Origin of the sequence: Fructobacillus tropaeoli (assembly GCF_016860625.1) — a bacterium.
GTDB lineage: Bacteria > Bacillota > Bacilli > Lactobacillales > Lactobacillaceae > Fructobacillus > Fructobacillus tropaeoli.
On the sequence record NZ_BOJU01000004.1, the window covers coordinates 191,747 to 207,013 of the forward strand.

Here is a 15,267-nt window from a genome sequence, read left to right on the forward strand (position 1 = left end):
AAATTACTGAGAAAAGATGAGTAAACGTTCAGCTGATTTTAACAGAGAGCCCGGGTCGGTGTAAGCGGGTATTTGAGCAAATGTTGAAGATGGTCTTTGGTTACGGTATAAGCGGTGAGTCTTGTCGATGAGCCCCTTACGGATTGACACACGTTACCGTGTTAAGAGATAGCTTCTTTAGTGTCTTAAGTGCTGGCCAATAAGCCAGCAATAGGGTGGTACCGTGCCAGGCTATTTGGCGCCCCTAGAATGACTTTTATAGTGATTCTAGGGGCGTTTTTTTGTTTTAAAAAAGGAGAATGGCGATGACGGCGAATGCAAAGAATGGGTTCTTGCACCAAAAGCAAGCGTGGCAAAATCAGAAATTAATCCAACCACTGCAAATCTTGGTTTGGAACCTGATGCCAACCAAGGAAAATACAGAGGAACAGTTTTTGTCCTTGTTAAATGATTTGGACCAGGATGTCGAATTGACCTTTTTATATGCCTGTAGTCACCACTTCAAGACTGTTCCAAAGGATGCGGTCGCCGACTGTTATGCCTGTTGGCACCAAATTAAGGATCAAAACTTCGATGGTCTGATTTTAACGGGGGCACCGGTAGAGCAGCTACCCTTTGAGGACGTTGATTACTGGCAGGAATTTTTGACCATTAAGGATTGGGCGAAAGACCATGTTGGTCAAACCATCAACGCCTGTTGGTCGGCTCAGGCAGCGCTGTACCAAGACTTTGGCATCAAAAAGCGGCGCTTACCGGCAAAATTGTTTGGAATTTATGAGGCCAAGCAACTGGCCCAAGAAACTGCCACTGAAAAATCAGGACTGACCGCTGGCCTCTCAAATTTCAAGACACCGCAGTCGCGGTATTCGGAGTCGGTGATTGATGTTGACGATTTGCCAGCTGATTTACAAGTCCTCTTAACCAATGATCAAGCGGGACCGCTTCTACTACATTCGGCCGAGAGGAAGCAAACTTATCTGACGGGGCATTCGGAATATCAAACGAAAACGTTGGATGCCGAATACCGTCGCGACCTGGCTAAACATTTGGCCATTCATGAACCAGCTAACTACTACCCAGAAGGCTATTACGACCGTGGCGAAGAGATTGAAAACACTTGGACGGCTAGCAGCCGCCAGCTCTATCAAAACTGGTTGAACCTGATTGTCAATAAGGAGAAAAATTATGACCGACAAGAAATTACACTTTGAAACATTACAAGTACACGCTGGCCAAACAGTTGATCCAGAAACCGGGTCACGGGCCGTGCCAATTTATCAAACAACTTCTTACGTCTTTAAGGACGCTGATCAGGCAGCCAATCGTTTTGGCTTAACGGAGCCCGGCAATATTTATACACGCTTGACTAACCCAACGACAGCGGTTGTCGATGATCGCGTGGCGGCTTTGGAAAACGCCAGTGCAGGGGTGACTTTAGCCACAGGTTCAGCAGCTATTACGGCGGCGATTCTCAACATTGCTGGTCAGGGAGATGAGATTGTTGCTGCCAGTACACTGTATGGCGGGACTTATGACCTCTTTGCGGTCACGCTACCAAAATTAGGAATTAAAACGACCTTTGTCGATCCAGATGACCCCGAAAACTTTGAAAAGGCGATTACGGATAAGACCAAGGCGGTTTATGTGGAAAGTATCGGGAACCCCAATATTAACTTGGTTGACTTTGAGGCCATTGGCGAAATTGCCCACCGTCACCAAATCCTCTTCTTGGTGGATAACACATTCGGGACGCCTTACTTAGTTCGGCCCTTGGACCATGGCGCTGACATTGTGATTCATTCGGCCACGAAGTTTATTGGTGGTCACGGGACAACGATGGGTGGCGTCATTGTTGAAAAGGGCGACTTTGATTATAAGGCTAGCGGCAAGTACCCAGGTTTCACAACGCCAAACGCCCAGTATAACGGCTTGGTCTTTGCTGATTTGGGACCGGCAGCCTTTACAACCAAGGTTCGAGCCGAAAGCTTGCGCGACCTGGGAGCAACGATTAGCCCCTTCAACTCCTTCTTGTTACTGCAGGGATTGGAGTCGCTTTCTTTGCGGGTTGAGCGTCACGTTTCAAACGCCGAAAAGGTGGTCGACTACCTGAATAACCATCCAAAAGTTGCCTGGGTTAAGTATCCAAAATTGGCTGATAGCCCTTATCATGCTTTGGCAGAAAAGTATTTCCCTAACGGGGTTGGTTCAATCTTCACTATCGGTTTGACTGGTGGCGAAGAGGCCGGTAAGGAATTGATTAAGAACTTGAAGCTCTTCTCGCTCTTGGCCAATGTCGCCGATGCGAAGTCGCTGATTATTCATCCGGCTTCTACGACCCATGCCCAGTTGAATGAGGAAGAACTGCGGGCAGCCGGTGTGACGCCGGACTTGATTCGCCTCTCAATTGGGGTAGAGAATGTTGACGATATTATCGCTGATTTGGACCAGGCCTTGGCTAAGATTTAAAGGCGTGCGTGATGATGAAACCCGGGATCAGATTTGAGGGCGCTCGTGGTGAATGAAGCTGTTGTTATGTTTTAAAAAACGTGCGCGGCGAGTTAGCACTAGCCGAATTTAAAACGCGCTATAAATCCTGGCAAAAAAATCAGGTTGTGCAAAAGATTGGAATAAGGAAAGGTAAAAATTAATGGCAATTGACTGTTCTTGGCAAAAGAAGATTGAAACGATTTTGGCTCAAGCGGGTAACCGAGTTGATAATGTGACGGGGTCGATTTCGATGCCCCTGTACTTCTCGACTGCTTATCGGCACGAGGGTTTGGGTAAGTCGACGGGTTATGACTATTCCCGAATGACGGAACCAACCAGAGATGTCTTAGAGGACGTCTTGGCTCAGATGGAAAATGGGGCAAAGGCCTTTGCCGTTTCCTCGGGTATGGCGGCAATTCAACTAGTCTTTAGCCAATTTAAGAGTGATGACCACATCATTGTGTCCGATGACTTGTACGGTGGTTCCTTCCGCTTCTTTGATCTTTTAGCAAATCAGTACCATCTACGCTTCAGCAAGTGGGATGGTCAGGATTACCAAGAACTCGACCGGCTTTTGGCGGATGGCGGGAAGGCTGTTTGGATTGAGACCCCTTCAAACCCAACCATGAAGGTGATTGATATCCAAAAGACGGCCAATCATGCTCATGCCACTTCGGCCCAATTGCTCGTTGATAACACTTTCTACACACCCTTGATTCAACAACCCTTAAATGAGGGGGCAGACATCGTGGTTCATTCTGCTACGAAATATTTGTCAGGGCACAATGACCTGTTAGCCGGTGTGGTGGTTTGTAAAACCGAAAAAACAGCCGCAGTTATTGGTCAAAATCTGATCACGACGGGTCCTAATTTGGCACCCTTCGACTCTTGGTTACTCTTGCGTAGTCTGAAGACGCTGCCTTTGCGCTTGGCTAAACAGGAAGAAAACGCTCAGGCCTTGGTGGCAGACTTTAATCAAAGTGAGTTGATTGACGAAGTGCGCTACCCTGGCCGTGGTGGTATGGTCAGTATTTATGTGAACAAATCAGTTGATATTGACCGTTTCTTGGGCGCCTTGAAGGTGATTTCCTTTGCTGAAAGCCTGGGTGGGACGGAAACCTTGGTGACCGTTCCGGCCGTGCAAACCCATGCCGACATGACACCGGACGAACGTGAAAAAACAGGGATTACGGAAAACTTGTTGCGTGTCTCCTGTGGGATTGAGGCTAGTTCGGACCTGATTTTAGACTTCCATCAGGCTCTGGCTGCTGCAACAGATGACAATGTGGCTGAGGCCAATTCGGTTAAGAAACAGGTGGCAGAGACATTTGGCGTAGAAAAGGAGTTAATTCATGACTAAGGATGCATTTTCTGATTGGACGAAGGTCATTAAAACCACGACTAAACCAGATAAGGAAAGCGGGGCGATTAACCCAGCAATCCAGTTGTCCTCAACATTCGAGCAGCGTGATTTTGATCATTTCGGTCACTGGGATTATGCCCGGTCAGGGAACCCAACACGAGATGTTCTAGAGGAAAGTATTGCGGAGTTGGAGCATGGCACCCGGGGCTTTGCCTTTGCAACGGGGATGGCAGCGATTTCGACGGCCTTGTTGACGTTGAACCAGGGCGATCACGTAATTTTGACCAAGAATGTTTATGGTGGGACCTTCCGCTTGGTAGAAGAAGTTTTGACCAAGTACGGAATTTCGCATACCTTTGTGGACTTGGGAAACCCAGCTGATTTGGAAGAGGCTTTCCAGGATAATACCAAGGTAGTTTATGTGGAAACTCCTTCAAACCCAACTTTGCAGGTCACGGATATTCGTTTAGTGGCCAAAATTGCCCACGACCATGGGGCCTTAGTTTTTGCCGATAATACCTTTATGACCCCGGTTTTGCAAAAGCCATTGGACCTTGGTGCTGATTTGGTCGTGCATAGTGCCACGAAGTTCTTAGCCGGCCATAGTGATATTTTGGCTGGATTGGTGGTGACCAAGGACGAAGACCTCGGTAAGCAAATCTACTTTCTCCAAAATGCCATGGGTGCAACGCTTGGCGTTTCGGATTCCTGGCTCTTGATGCGCGGCATTAAGACCTTAGCGGTCCGGATGGAAAAGGAGTCACAAAACGCCCTAGAGTTGGCTCAATGGCTCGAACAACAGGAACTTGTGACAAAGGTTAATTATCCGGGCTTGGAAGCGGATGCTGGCTACGCAGTTCAAAGTAGTCAGGCCAAATCAGGTGGGGCGGTCTTGTCCTTTGATATTGGTAGTGAAGACAATGTGCGTCAGCTGGTAGCCGAATTAAAGATTCCGATTTTCTCGGTTTCTTTGGGAGCGGTGGAATCGATTATTTCCTATCCACCAAAGATGTCCCATGCTGAAATGAACGTGGAAGAACGCCATGACCGTGGCATTACGGATGGCTTGGTCCGCTACTCGGTTGGCCTCGAAGATATCAACGATTTGAAGGCTGATTTACATCAGGCCTTTTTGAAAATTAAAGAATGAAAACAAACAATGAAAAGATGAGTATCTAATCCGAATTTCTGACAGAGAGCCATGATGATGAGAATTGGTAGAAAAATGGTTAGAGAAGATGGTCTTGGAGTTACTGGCCGGTCGAGCGCAGTTTGCGTGAGATGGCCACGGTTCACAGCCGTTATCTTGTGTGGCTCCGATGTATTTTGGGGTATTGAGTAAGTCTGATGGTTATCAGACAATTAGGGTGGTACCGTGCCAAAAGGCGCCCCTAGATAGACGTGATTGTTTATCTAGGGGCGTTTTTATGTGCGGCCAAGAATAGTAAAGAAAAGATGAGGAGAAAAGGACATGACAACAACAATTATTGGTTTCCCACGGATTGGTGAAAAGCGAGAACTAAAGTTTGCGACAGAGCATTATTGGAAGAAGCAGTTGAACCAGGACGAGTTATTGCAAAAGGCGCATGAGATTAAGTTGGCGCATTGGCGGGCCCAGCAGGAAGCTGGCATTGACTTGATTCCAGTTGGCGACTTTTCTTTCTTTGATAATTTTTTGGACGTTGCCAACGATTTAAATATTGTTTCTGATCGTTACCGACAATTAGGATTGTCAAAATTAGATGAGTATTTTGCTCAGGCTCGGGGTTATCAGGATGGTGACCAAACGGTTAAGGCGTTGCCAATGAAGAAGTGGTTTAATACGAATTATCACTATATCGTTTCTGAATTTACGCCAGAGACACATGTGCAGTTTAATGGTCAAAGGCTACTTGATGAAATTCGTGAAGCCCAGGCAGCAGGGATTGATTCGATTAAGGCTGTCTTTATCGGTCCCTATACACTTTTGAAATTAGCGCGGTTTGTGGATGGCGCCAAGCCATCTGATTTTATTACTGATTTGGTCCAGGCCTATCAAGCACTTTTGGCTAACCTGCAGGAGTTAGGGGTCGACTATTTGCAAGTTGATGAACCAGCACTAACGTTTGATGTCAGTCAACAAGACCAAGAACTGTTTGATCAACTTTATGACCAACTTTTGGCCCAACCAACCACAGTCAAAGTCGTTTTGCAGACTTACTTTGGCGATGTCAGGGATGTCTACCAAGATTTGATTCAAAAGCCTTTTGCAGGGATTGGTTTGGACCTTGTTGAGGGGCAAGAAAATTGGCAATTGATTGAGCAATACGGTTTTCCAACCGATAAGACGCTCTTTGCTGGGGTTGTGAATGGTAAGAACATTTGGCGTAACCATTACCAGACAACCTTGCAGCAATTGCATCAGTTGCCAACAGAAGTACCTGTTGTCTTAAATACTTCTTCCTCTTTGTTGCACGTGCCTTATACCGTTGCTAATGAAAATCAGTTGGACCAAGACGTTGCCCAACATTTGGCCTTCGCTATTGAAAAATTGCACGAACTCAGTGAATTGGCTGCGATTGTTGCTGGCCGAGACGGTAGCGAGAAGTATTTGGAAGAAAATCAACGACTCTTTGCTGACGTCAAACACCCAGTTAATGTGGCGGTCCAGAAGAGAGTGGAGGCGTTGCGCGACGATGACTATACTCGATTGTCAGATCGAAAAACACGGATTGCTTTGCAAAACGAAGAATTAGACTTGCCACTGTTCCCAACGACGACAATCGGTTCCTTCCCACAAACAGCTGATGTTCGAGCCAACCGTCGTCAATTTAAGCACCATGAAATCAGCCAAGAAGAATATGACCAATTCAATGAAGACAAGATTGCCCGGATTATCCGTAAGCAGGAGGAGTTAGGTCTGGATGTCTTGGTTCATGGGGAATACGAACGCAATGACATGGTCGAGTACTTCGGTGAAAAATTAGGTGGATTTGTCTTCACCCAAAATGGTTGGGTCCAGTCATACGGTAGCCGAGCTGTTAAACCACCAATTATTTGGGGGGATGTTAGCCGTACGGCACCGATTACGGTTGCAGCTTCGGTCTATGCGAATGGCCTGACGGATAAGCTCGTGAAGGGGATGCTGACGGGTCCAGTGACCATCTTTAACTGGTCGTTCCCTCGTGAGGACATCGAGCGCAAGGAAGTCGTGACCCAAATCGCTTTGGCACTGCGCGATGAAGTCTTGGATTTGGAAAAGCATGAAATTAAGATTATTCAAATCGATGAACCAGCCTTACGTGAGAATTTGCCATTAAGAAAATCAGATTGGTTTAGCCAGTACCTAGATTGGGCTGTTCCGGCCTTCCGCCTGGTTCACTCTGGCGTTGCACCAACAACACAAATTCACACTCACATGTGCTATAGCGAGTTTTCAGATATTCTTCAAGCAATCGACGACTTGGATGCCGATGTGATTTCGTTTGAAGCCTCTCGAGCTGATTTCACCTTGATTGATGACCTAGTTGACCACCAGTTCCAAACTCAGGTAGGTCCAGGTGTCTATGATATTCATTCACCACGGGGACCAAGTCAAAATGAAATTCAAGGTTTGATTGAGCAGGTGATCGAAAAAATTCCTGCCGAAAACGTTTGGATCAATCCAGATTGCGGTTTGAAGACCCGGTCCGAGGCGGAATCATTCGCCAGTTTGGAAAACATGATTGCTGCCATTCAAGCAATCAGGGAGGATGTCGATGAAGCTAGTTGATTTATTCGAGAAAAAAACAGTTTTTTCCCTCGAGGTTTTTCCACCACGAAAGAATACTTCCAAAGAAAGTATTCTGCCAACGCTATCTTCTTTAAATGATGTTTCGCCTGATTTTATTTCGGTGACACTGGGTGCGGGCGGAACGGCCCAGGGTAATGAAACGATTGAGGTTGCCAATCTTATTCAAAATCAGCTACACGTACCAGCGGTTGCCCATATTCCTAGTTTGTATCGGAGCCAACAGCAGGTGGACGAACTGCTTGACCAATTGGCGGCCGATAATATTCAAAACGTGCTGGCACTGCGTGGTGACCCAGTAGACGGGTTATCACCAAATGGGACCTTCCACCATGCTTCTGATTTGGTTGCTTATATTGACCGCGAGTATCCTAATTTTGACGTTGCCGCTGCTTGCTATCCGGAAGTGCACCAGGAGTCACCATCTGTGGTGGCTGATATTGAGGGGCTGAGGCGTAAGGTCGATGCGGGGGCGGACCACCTGATTTCACAGCTATTTTTTGACAATCAGCATTTTTATGAATTTCAGGAACGGCTAGCCCTGGCTGGCATCCAAGTGCCGGTTGAAGCCGGTATTATGCCCTGTACCAATAAAAAGCAAATTGAGCGGATAACGAAATTTTCGGGTGTGCCAGTGCCTAAAAAGTATCAAAAAATGCTTGATCGCTATGCGGATAATCCGCTGGCGTTAAAGGATGCCGGCATTGCCTATGCAATTGAACAAATTGTTGATTTGGTTTCCCAGGGGGTCGACGGCATTCATTTGTATACGATGAATAAGCCGGAAATTGCCGAGAAAATCTGGGCTGCCACCAAGACGATTTTTGCGGCTAACCAAACAAAGGATAGCGTTGAAATCGAACTGGTTCATTGAACCGGGTTCTTGTTTGCTTAATATCGACCCTCATAAAAAGAGTAAAAAAACCGCTTGCTTGTCTGAAATCAGACTTGCGAGCGGCTTTTTCAAGCAGAAAAAATATTGTGGATTAGTCAGTTGTTGTTTCAGAAACAACGATTGTTGACTTTTTACCGATGGCGAAGAGAATCAAACCAACGGCAACATAGCTAAGCAATACAGTCAATGGCAAGGCGATTGCATTACCATCGAAGAAGGCGATGTCACGCAAGAGCGTTCCAGTTGCTCCAGGTGGTAAGAGTTGTCCGAAGAAGCCCCAGCCCTTTGGCAACATTTCAGGAGCTGATGAGAGCCCTGAAAGTGGGTTTCCAAGCAAGATCAACATGATGGCGGCGATAATCAAACCACCGTTTCCCATCACTTCCAAAATACCCAGAACAAAGAATGCAGTTGCGGCGATACCAACCATGGCACCAAGTGATGTTAACCAGTAGTTACCATCGAAAGTACCAACACCGAATTGGATAACACCAACAAGGCCAAGTCCACCAACGAAGGCGAAGGCCAAGGCAGCAAAGAACTTTTGCTTCTTACCCTTAATCACGTTGGCAATAGCAACGGCACCAATCCAACCACCAAGGGCAATTGGCAAAGCACCAGCAGCCAAACCAGTTCCCTTAGGGTCATCCTTAGGGAAGGCACGTAATTCAACAACCTTCAATGTCTTAGCATCGATTGCTGCTGACTTTTGGTTCAAAGCCTTCAATGTGTTGACGTCATTTGCTTGCGCCATCATTGGTGCTAATTGCGCCTTAGCAGCGGCCTTTTGCTGGGTAACAACACCTTGACCGATTTGGTTCAAGCCTTGCGCAACGGCTGCAGAAGCGGCAGTTGCTTGGTACAAGCTCAAGTCACCAGTTGCTGACATTTCAAAGGCACCGTAGATCTTACGTTCCTTGATAGCAGACTTAACGTCTTTTTCGCTGTCATATTGGGTAACCTTAAAGCCCTTATCGGACAAAGGCTTGGCCAACTTTTCGTACGTTGCATCATTTTGAGCAACGACACCAATTGGTACATTGTTAATACCTGATTTTACGGCTGGTAATGAGAAGGCAGTCATCATAATTCCTAAGACGACCGTCAAACCAAGAGCCAGACCCAAAATCAACTTATTTGATGATTTCATGTGTACTTCCTCGTTTCATTTACTGACTTTAGTATAATAAACTGTCAAAAAAATAAAACCAACAATTGTCGCTTAAAAGTTGGATAGGGGGATTTTAGGCGTTTTATCCAACAAAAAACCACCCATTGATGGGTGGTTTTGTTGAAGAACTAGTTTTGGGCATGGATAACCTTGGTCAAAAGTGGTGGGACAACCTTAACAAGGATGGCCGAAAACTCTTCGGTTGATTCTTGAAAGCCAGAACGAATCCAAGTAATAATCAAATTTGTGGCGGTTCCTGTCAAAATATTGAGGGCATAACGCGGTGGAATCGCTAAATCGTGGCCATCGGTTGTATTGAAGAAGGCCTTCTTCGCCTGTTCAACCATTCGATTTTCAAAGGAATGCTCGGCATGCTTTGAAAGGAGAAGGGCGGCTAATTCCTTTTGCTCGTAGAGCTTTTGAACCAAAAAATCAGCTCGATGCTGGAAGATTTCAGCAACATCGAAGTTTTCAATGTTTAAGGAAGGCAGAGCACCCATGGTTTCTTCTAAGAGGTCCATTTGGATGGTTTCCATCAAGTCATCCTTATCTAAGAAATGAGCGTAGAAGGTTGAACGGTTAATATCAGCCTGCTTAATGATTTCTTGGACAGAAATTTTATGAAAGTCCTTATGGGCCAAAATTTCTAAAAAGGTAGCACGAATAGCGGCATCAGCTTTGGTATAACGGGCATCAGTTTTCATAATGGTTATTTTTCTTGATAAAATTCGTTAGCGAAGAGTCCCATCATTAAGGAATCATGGTAACGTCCTTCGGCAAAGTAGTGTTGGCGGAGTCGACCTTCTTCTTGAAAGCCGAATTTTTTATAAATGTGGATAGCAGCTGGATTTTCTACATCGACGTACAGGTAAATCTTGTGAAGATTTAAGACTGAAAAGGCGTATTCAATCCCAGCGTGCATTCCTTCTTGGGCCAAACCTTGGCCCTGGAATTTGGTATCAATAATGATTTGGATTTCACAGTGACGGTGAATAGTATTGATATCGATTAATTCAACGACACCGACAAATTGGTTGTCTTCCTCAATCACGAAACGCCGTTCGCTTTGATCAAGGACGTGGCGGTCATAGAGGATGGTTAATTCGTCTAGGGAATTAAAGGGTTCCTCGAACCAGAGGGCCATCACAGACCGTGAATTTTTTTGCTGGTAGATATGAGGCAAATCTTGCTTAGCAAGAGGACGGATGTTCACTTTTGTCTCCATTTCGTCTGCTACTAGAATATCTAGTAAAGGAATTACGCTATACTACCAAGATAACATAAAAGGCGGCCTTACACTAGCAAGACCGCCTTTTCTAAGTTATCGTATTGCCCCTGCTGGATTCGAACCAGCGCATAATGGCACCAGAAGCCACCGCCTTACCGCTTGGCTAAGGGGCAATTACTTGATATATATTACCCGCTTTTCTCTCATTTTGCAAGGGGTTTTTAGAATTTTTCTGGAATTTTTTTCAATGAATTCTATAAAAGTTAGATGGGTTGAGGGGAATCAAAAATTTGGTAAAAAAAGATGACTGATTTGAAATATCTGCCTAGACCAATTATAATGAGAAAAGAGATACTAGCAAGTTATCCTAGTTTTCAACCAATAATGACAGTCAGGAGCGGCAATAATTATGGCTATACCACGCTATATTGAGATTCATAATGAGATTCGTCAGCGCATTGCAGCTGGCGAATGGGGGACGAATAAACGCCTTCCGGCCGAACGTGACTTGGCCGAATCCTTTCACGTTTCCCGGATGACCCTGCGTCAGGCGATTCAAACCTTGGTCGATGAAGGCATCTTGGAACGCCGTGTTGGATCCGGGACCTATGTGGCTGAGAAAAAGGTTTCAGAACGCGCGCTCGGTGTGACTTCCTTTACGGAGTTGATGAAAAAATCAGGCCGGGAGGCCCAGACCGTAACCGTTTCTTATAAGGTGACGACCCCATCCGTTTCGGAGTTGGAGCACTTGCAACTCAAACCAGAGGACGAAGTTTTGGTGATGGAACGCTTGCGTTTGGGTGATGATGAGCCAATCTTGCTGGAACAGACGACCTTACCTGTGAAGCTGGTGAATAACTTTACTCGTTCAAGCCTGACAGAGTCGCTCTACGCCACTTTAATCCAGGCCGGTATTCAGCCAGGGCGGGCCGAGCAAACGGTCACAGCGGCGCTGGCAACGGAGCGACAAGCTGATTTCTTGCAAATCAAGCGTGGCGATCCAATTTTGGCCGTCCGTCAGGTTTCATATGACCAGGAGGACCACCCCTTTGAATATGTTCGCTCATACTACGTTGGTGATCGCTTCGAATTCCAATTGACTCGCTAATTAATAGTTTGACAAAAAAGGAGCTCAACACATTGTGTTGAGCTTCTTTTGTACTGATTTTTTATTTGTGATTATAGCGCTTTGCTAGATAGTCACCCACGACTTGGACAATCAAGACGAGGACGAGAACCAAGAAAGTGGCCACCAGGGTTGTATCATTGGCAAAACGGTTGTAACCGTAAGCGATGGCCATGTTTCCCAGACCACCAGCACCAATGGCACCGGCCATGGCTGTTAACCCAATCAAGGAAATCAGTGTCACTGTTGACACACGAATCAATTCTGACCGACCTTCGCGGAGGTAGACACCAAAGACGATTTCGGTGAAGGAAGCCCCAACTGCTTGAGCGGCTTCGACAATCCCGGAATCAACTTCGGTCAAGGCAACCTGAACCTGACGGGCATAGAAGGGGAAGACTCCCAATGACAATGGCACCAAAGCGGCAGTAGAACCGATTTGCGTTCCAACAATGGTCTTGGTGACGGGAGCAATGAAGGCCAAGAGGATAATGAACGGAATTGCTCGGAAAATCGAAACAATCTTATCAAAGATCCAGAAGAGGACTTTGTTTGGGGTAATACCACGAGGGCTTGTGACAACAAGGCCAAAGCCAAAAATTAAGCCCAAAAGACCACCGAAGATAGCGGACCAGAAGGTCATAAAGATTGTTTGGTTAATCGCAGTTAGCCAACCGGTATCACCGGACCAGCCTTGATAAACGACGTTTGGAAATGTTTGTGAAAACCAATTACTCATGCTTGCTTTCCTTTCAAGATATCAACAGTAACGCCTTGGTCTTTTAAGGACTGCAAGCCGGCGGCCAAACCATCGGCTGAGCCTGAGAGGATGACCAACAGGGAACCAACTTCTGTTCCTTGTAGAATCTCAACGTTACCGTACAAGATGTTGGCGACAACTTCATACTTCTGATAAAGGGTGGTAATCAATGGTTCATTTGTGCTGTTACCAGAGTAAGTCAAACGAGCAAAGACCTCGTTGTCGCTTAGGGACGTAATGGCGTCTGATTCAGCAATTGTTGCCAAAGCCTTATCCTGGTTTGTGGCCGTTTCGATAAATTCCTTAGTTAAGGCGGCCTGTGGCTTGGTGAAGATGTCCAAAGTTGAACCTTCTTCTAGGACCTGCCCATCTTGCATCACAGCGACCTTGTTAGCGACTTCCTTGACCGCGTCCATTTCGTGGGTAATCAAAAGAATGGTCAAGTTGTACTGCTGATTTAACTTCTTCAAAAGGGCCAAAATTTGGTTGGTCGTCTTTGGATCCAAGGCAGAGGTTGCTTCATCGGAAATCAGAATTTCAGGGTCATTGGCCAAGGCGCGGGCGATGGCGACACGCTGCTTCTGACCACCTGAAAGTTGAGAAGGGTATTGTTCTGCTCGATCAGTTAATTCAACTAATTCAAGCAGTTCAGCAACCTTAGTCTTCTTTTCATCGGCCTTCAATGGGCTGTGCTGGAGGGCAAAGGCCACGTTTTCGGCGACCGTACGCTCGTTGAGCAAGTTAAAGTGTTGGAAAATCATCCCAATCTTACGACGGCGGTCGCGAAGCTCATTTGGCTTAATTTGCACACCGGTCTTGCCAGCGCCTTGGCCGTCAAAGAAGGTTTCACCATTCACGATGACCTGGCCACTCGTTGGGACCTGGAGCAGGTTAATGACCCGGACCAAAGTTGACTTACCGGCGCCGGAATAACCAACAATTCCGAAGACGTCGCCACGGTTCACGTCGATAGAAACGTTTTTAACCGCTTCAATCGTTCGCTTCTTTTGTTGGAAGGTCACATCAATATTTTTTAAAGAAATAATTGGATTCGTCATTGATAAATTCTGGTGCTTGCGCACTTTCCTTTCTGTTTGCTACTAGTGATTAGCATAGCTACCAATGATTAGTTTAACAAACTTTATGTTGTCTTCGTAATCAGTCAGGCGAATGTTCTCATTTGGTGCATGGTCTAAGGCGCCTTGGTAGCCGACACCCAAAGAAATAATGGGAGCCTTGATAGCATTGTTGACATAGGCCATTGGGCCGGTTCCTGGTGAGGTTGGGGAAACAACGGGTTCACCGGGGTAAAAGTCCTTAGCCAGGTCGATAACCTTTTTGATTTCAGGATCTGACATATCTGATCGGTAGCCTGGTTGGCCAAGGGTCTTTGTCACTGTTAAATCAGAAAAGCCCTGGTCGGCCAAATAGTCTTGAATCTGCTTTAAGGTCTTGTCTGGGCCCATGCCGGGAACCAGACGGGCTTCCAACTTAGCGGTTGCTTCCGCTGGTAGCACTGTCTTGACACCCTGATCTTCGTAGCCAGAGGAGATACCCTCAATATTAATACTTGGTTCGAAGTAGAGGGCTTCCTTCCAATCGTCACCACGCTTGTCGGTTAACAGTGGGGCAGTGATTTGATGTCCCTTGATAAACTCTTCCTTGGTGCCGGGCAAAGCAGCAACCAAGTCCTTCTCTCGCTGGTTAGGGGCGATGACGTCTTCATAGAAGTTAGGGACTTGAATGCGGCCCGTCTTTGGATCAAAAAGGGTTGCTAACCCTTGGCTTAAGCGCCAGGCAGCGGAATCAACAACGGTTGCTAATGAGGAGTGGAGGTCGATGCCGGCTGTCTTGGCCGTCACATCGAAGGTCACGATTCCCTTATTACCACCACCAAGTTCGATTTGTCCCTGATCGTCTTTATTACCGGACTCCCAGATGATTAAATCAGCTTTCAGTTCTGGATGCTTGGCTAAGTAGTCATCCAAGTGTTGTGAGGCGGTTTCCTCAGATCCTTCAATTAGGAAGGTAATGTTGACGGGCAATTGGCCATCGTTTTCGTCCAGGTATTCGGCTAAGGCCGTGAAACGGGCCGTGATATTTCCCTTATCGTCATCGACACCGCGACCAATTAGGTGACCGTCCTTTTCAGTCAAAGTCCAAGGGTCTTGGTCCCAAAGGTTAAAGGGTTCAGCTGGTTGCACATCGTAGTGGTTGTAGATAATGAGATTCTTGGCACCGGCTTGGTTACTGTTAAAGTGCGCAATGACCAGTGGGGCAAAGTAACTGTCGTCGATTTCGACTTGGCCACCAAGTTTTTCCAATGCTTGACCTAGCAGGGCAGCTGTTTCGGGCAACTTTTCGTGTTTTGCTGAAACACTGGGGAGGGCAATCAATTCTTTTAAGAAAGTGAGGTATTCTTCTTTACGATTTGACATGAGTAATTTTTCCTTTCGTGGTGGTGATTA

13 protein-coding genes, 1 tRNA gene and 1 other annotated feature are annotated in these 15,267 nt (G+C 46.4%); of the genes, 7 read left to right on the forward strand and 7 right to left on the reverse strand.

What is annotated here, in order from left to right; translation table 11 throughout:
* The first annotated feature begins 305 nt into the window (after positions 1 to 305).
* From FT12353_RS06610 to metF, 6 genes are all read left to right on the forward strand, one after another.
* Positions 306 to 1,211, forward strand: a complete 906-nt coding sequence (locus tag FT12353_RS06610; protein ID WP_059393991.1) for a homoserine O-acetyltransferase/O-succinyltransferase family protein — start codon at positions 306 to 308, stop codon at positions 1,209 to 1,211.
* Positions 1,186 to 2,466 (forward strand): O-acetylhomoserine aminocarboxypropyltransferase/cysteine synthase family protein, encoded by a 1,281-nt coding sequence (locus FT12353_RS06615; protein WP_059393990.1) that lies wholly within the window; start codon positions 1,186 to 1,188, stop codon positions 2,464 to 2,466. The genes FT12353_RS06610 and FT12353_RS06615 overlap by 26 nt, the downstream gene beginning before the upstream one ends.
* A gap of 181 nt (positions 2,467 to 2,647) precedes the next feature.
* Positions 2,648 to 3,847: a PLP-dependent transferase gene (locus FT12353_RS06620; protein WP_083994438.1), complete on the forward strand. Its 1,200-nt coding sequence runs from the start codon at positions 2,648 to 2,650 to the stop codon at positions 3,845 to 3,847.
* Positions 3,840 to 5,000, forward strand: coding sequence for an aminotransferase class V-fold PLP-dependent enzyme (locus FT12353_RS06625; protein ID WP_059393989.1), 1,161 nt, complete (start codon positions 3,840 to 3,842; stop codon positions 4,998 to 5,000). The genes FT12353_RS06620 and FT12353_RS06625 overlap by 8 nt, the downstream gene beginning before the upstream one ends.
* Positions 5,001 to 5,246 (forward strand) — a binding site (T-box leader).
* Positions 5,247 to 5,321: 75 nt separating this feature from the next.
* Positions 5,322 to 7,601, forward strand: coding sequence for a 5-methyltetrahydropteroyltriglutamate--homocysteine S-methyltransferase (metE, locus tag FT12353_RS06630; protein WP_203619220.1), 2,280 nt, complete (start codon positions 5,322 to 5,324; stop codon positions 7,599 to 7,601).
* The gene (gene metF / locus FT12353_RS06635; protein ID WP_059393987.1) at positions 7,588 to 8,493 is read left to right on the forward strand and encodes a methylenetetrahydrofolate reductase [NAD(P)H]; all 906 of its coding nucleotides are present in this window, start codon (positions 7,588 to 7,590) and stop codon (positions 8,491 to 8,493) included. The genes metE and metF overlap by 14 nt, the downstream gene beginning before the upstream one ends.
* Positions 8,494 to 8,605: 112 nt before the next feature.
* Here metF and FT12353_RS06640 read toward each other — a convergent pair whose 3' ends face one another.
* The 4 genes from FT12353_RS06640 to FT12353_RS06655 all read right to left on the reverse strand — a co-directional run bounded on the left by FT12353_RS06640 (position 8,606) and on the right by FT12353_RS06655 (position 11,086).
* The gene (locus FT12353_RS06640) at positions 8,606 to 9,664 is read right to left on the reverse strand and encodes an ABC transporter permease (protein WP_059393986.1); all 1,059 of its coding nucleotides are present in this window, start codon (positions 9,662 to 9,664) and stop codon (positions 8,606 to 8,608) included.
* Positions 9,665 to 9,813: 149 nt separating this feature from the next.
* Positions 9,814 to 10,389: a TetR/AcrR family transcriptional regulator gene (locus tag FT12353_RS06645; RefSeq protein WP_059393985.1), complete on the reverse strand. Its 576-nt coding sequence runs from the start codon at positions 10,387 to 10,389 to the stop codon at positions 9,814 to 9,816.
* Positions 10,390 to 10,394: 5 nt separating this feature from the next.
* Entirely contained in the window at positions 10,395 to 10,898 is a 504-nt protein-coding gene (locus tag FT12353_RS06650; RefSeq protein WP_059393984.1) for a GNAT family N-acetyltransferase, read from the reverse strand.
* A gap of 116 nt (positions 10,899 to 11,014) precedes the next feature.
* A tRNA-Gln gene (locus FT12353_RS06655) sits at positions 11,015 to 11,086 on the reverse strand.
* A 236-nt stretch (positions 11,087 to 11,322) separates the two neighbouring features.
* Between FT12353_RS06655 and FT12353_RS06660 the strand changes: the two genes are divergently transcribed.
* A complete protein-coding gene (locus FT12353_RS06660; protein WP_047974267.1) occupies positions 11,323 to 12,021 on the forward strand; it encodes a GntR family transcriptional regulator in 699 nt (232 codons plus the stop codon).
* A 61-nt stretch (positions 12,022 to 12,082) separates the two neighbouring features.
* Here the strand turns inward: FT12353_RS06660 and FT12353_RS06665 are convergent, their stop codons facing one another.
* From FT12353_RS06665 to FT12353_RS06675, 3 genes are read right to left on the reverse strand one after another with little or no spacing between them, the layout of a single operon-like run.
* A complete protein-coding gene (locus FT12353_RS06665; RefSeq protein ID WP_047974268.1) occupies positions 12,083 to 12,778 on the reverse strand; it encodes a methionine ABC transporter permease in 696 nt (231 codons plus the stop codon).
* Positions 12,775 to 13,857, reverse strand: a complete 1,083-nt coding sequence (locus FT12353_RS06670; protein WP_059393982.1) for a methionine ABC transporter ATP-binding protein — start codon at positions 13,855 to 13,857, stop codon at positions 12,775 to 12,777. Before FT12353_RS06670 ends, FT12353_RS06665 begins: the two co-directional genes overlap by 4 nt.
* Before the next feature lie 42 nt (positions 13,858 to 13,899).
* Positions 13,900 to 15,237: a M20/M25/M40 family metallo-hydrolase gene (locus tag FT12353_RS06675; protein ID WP_203619221.1), complete on the reverse strand. Its 1,338-nt coding sequence runs from the start codon at positions 15,235 to 15,237 to the stop codon at positions 13,900 to 13,902.
* Positions 15,238 to 15,267: the final 30 nt, after the last annotated feature.

Excerpts from the sequence above, each read along its gene's own strand:
- FT12353_RS06610 (WP_059393991.1), top strand. The coding sequence starts at position 306 with ATGACGGCGAATGCAAAGAATGGGTTCTTGCACCAAAAGCAAGCGTGG.
- FT12353_RS06615 (WP_059393990.1), top strand. The coding sequence starts at position 1,186 with ATGACCGACAAGAAATTACACTTTGAAACATTACAAGTACACGCTGGC.
- FT12353_RS06620 (WP_083994438.1), top strand. The coding sequence starts at position 2,648 with ATGGCAATTGACTGTTCTTGGCAAAAGAAGATTGAAACGATTTTGGCT.
- FT12353_RS06625 (WP_059393989.1), top strand. The coding sequence starts at position 3,840 with ATGACTAAGGATGCATTTTCTGATTGGACGAAGGTCATTAAAACCACG.
- metE (WP_203619220.1), top strand. The coding sequence starts at position 5,322 with ATGACAACAACAATTATTGGTTTCCCACGGATTGGTGAAAAGCGAGAA.
- metF (WP_059393987.1), top strand. The coding sequence starts at position 7,588 with ATGAAGCTAGTTGATTTATTCGAGAAAAAAACAGTTTTTTCCCTCGAG.
- FT12353_RS06640 (WP_059393986.1), bottom strand. The coding sequence starts at position 9,664 with ATGAAATCATCAAATAAGTTGATTTTGGGTCTGGCTCTTGGTTTGACG.
- FT12353_RS06645 (WP_059393985.1), bottom strand. The coding sequence starts at position 10,389 with ATGAAAACTGATGCCCGTTATACCAAAGCTGATGCCGCTATTCGTGCT.
- FT12353_RS06660 (WP_047974267.1), top strand. The coding sequence starts at position 11,323 with ATGGCTATACCACGCTATATTGAGATTCATAATGAGATTCGTCAGCGC.
- FT12353_RS06665 (WP_047974268.1), bottom strand. The coding sequence starts at position 12,778 with ATGAGTAATTGGTTTTCACAAACATTTCCAAACGTCGTTTATCAAGGC.
- FT12353_RS06670 (WP_059393982.1), bottom strand. The coding sequence starts at position 13,857 with ATGACGAATCCAATTATTTCTTTAAAAAATATTGATGTGACCTTCCAA.
- FT12353_RS06675 (WP_203619221.1), bottom strand. The coding sequence starts at position 15,237 with ATGTCAAATCGTAAAGAAGAATACCTCACTTTCTTAAAAGAATTGATT.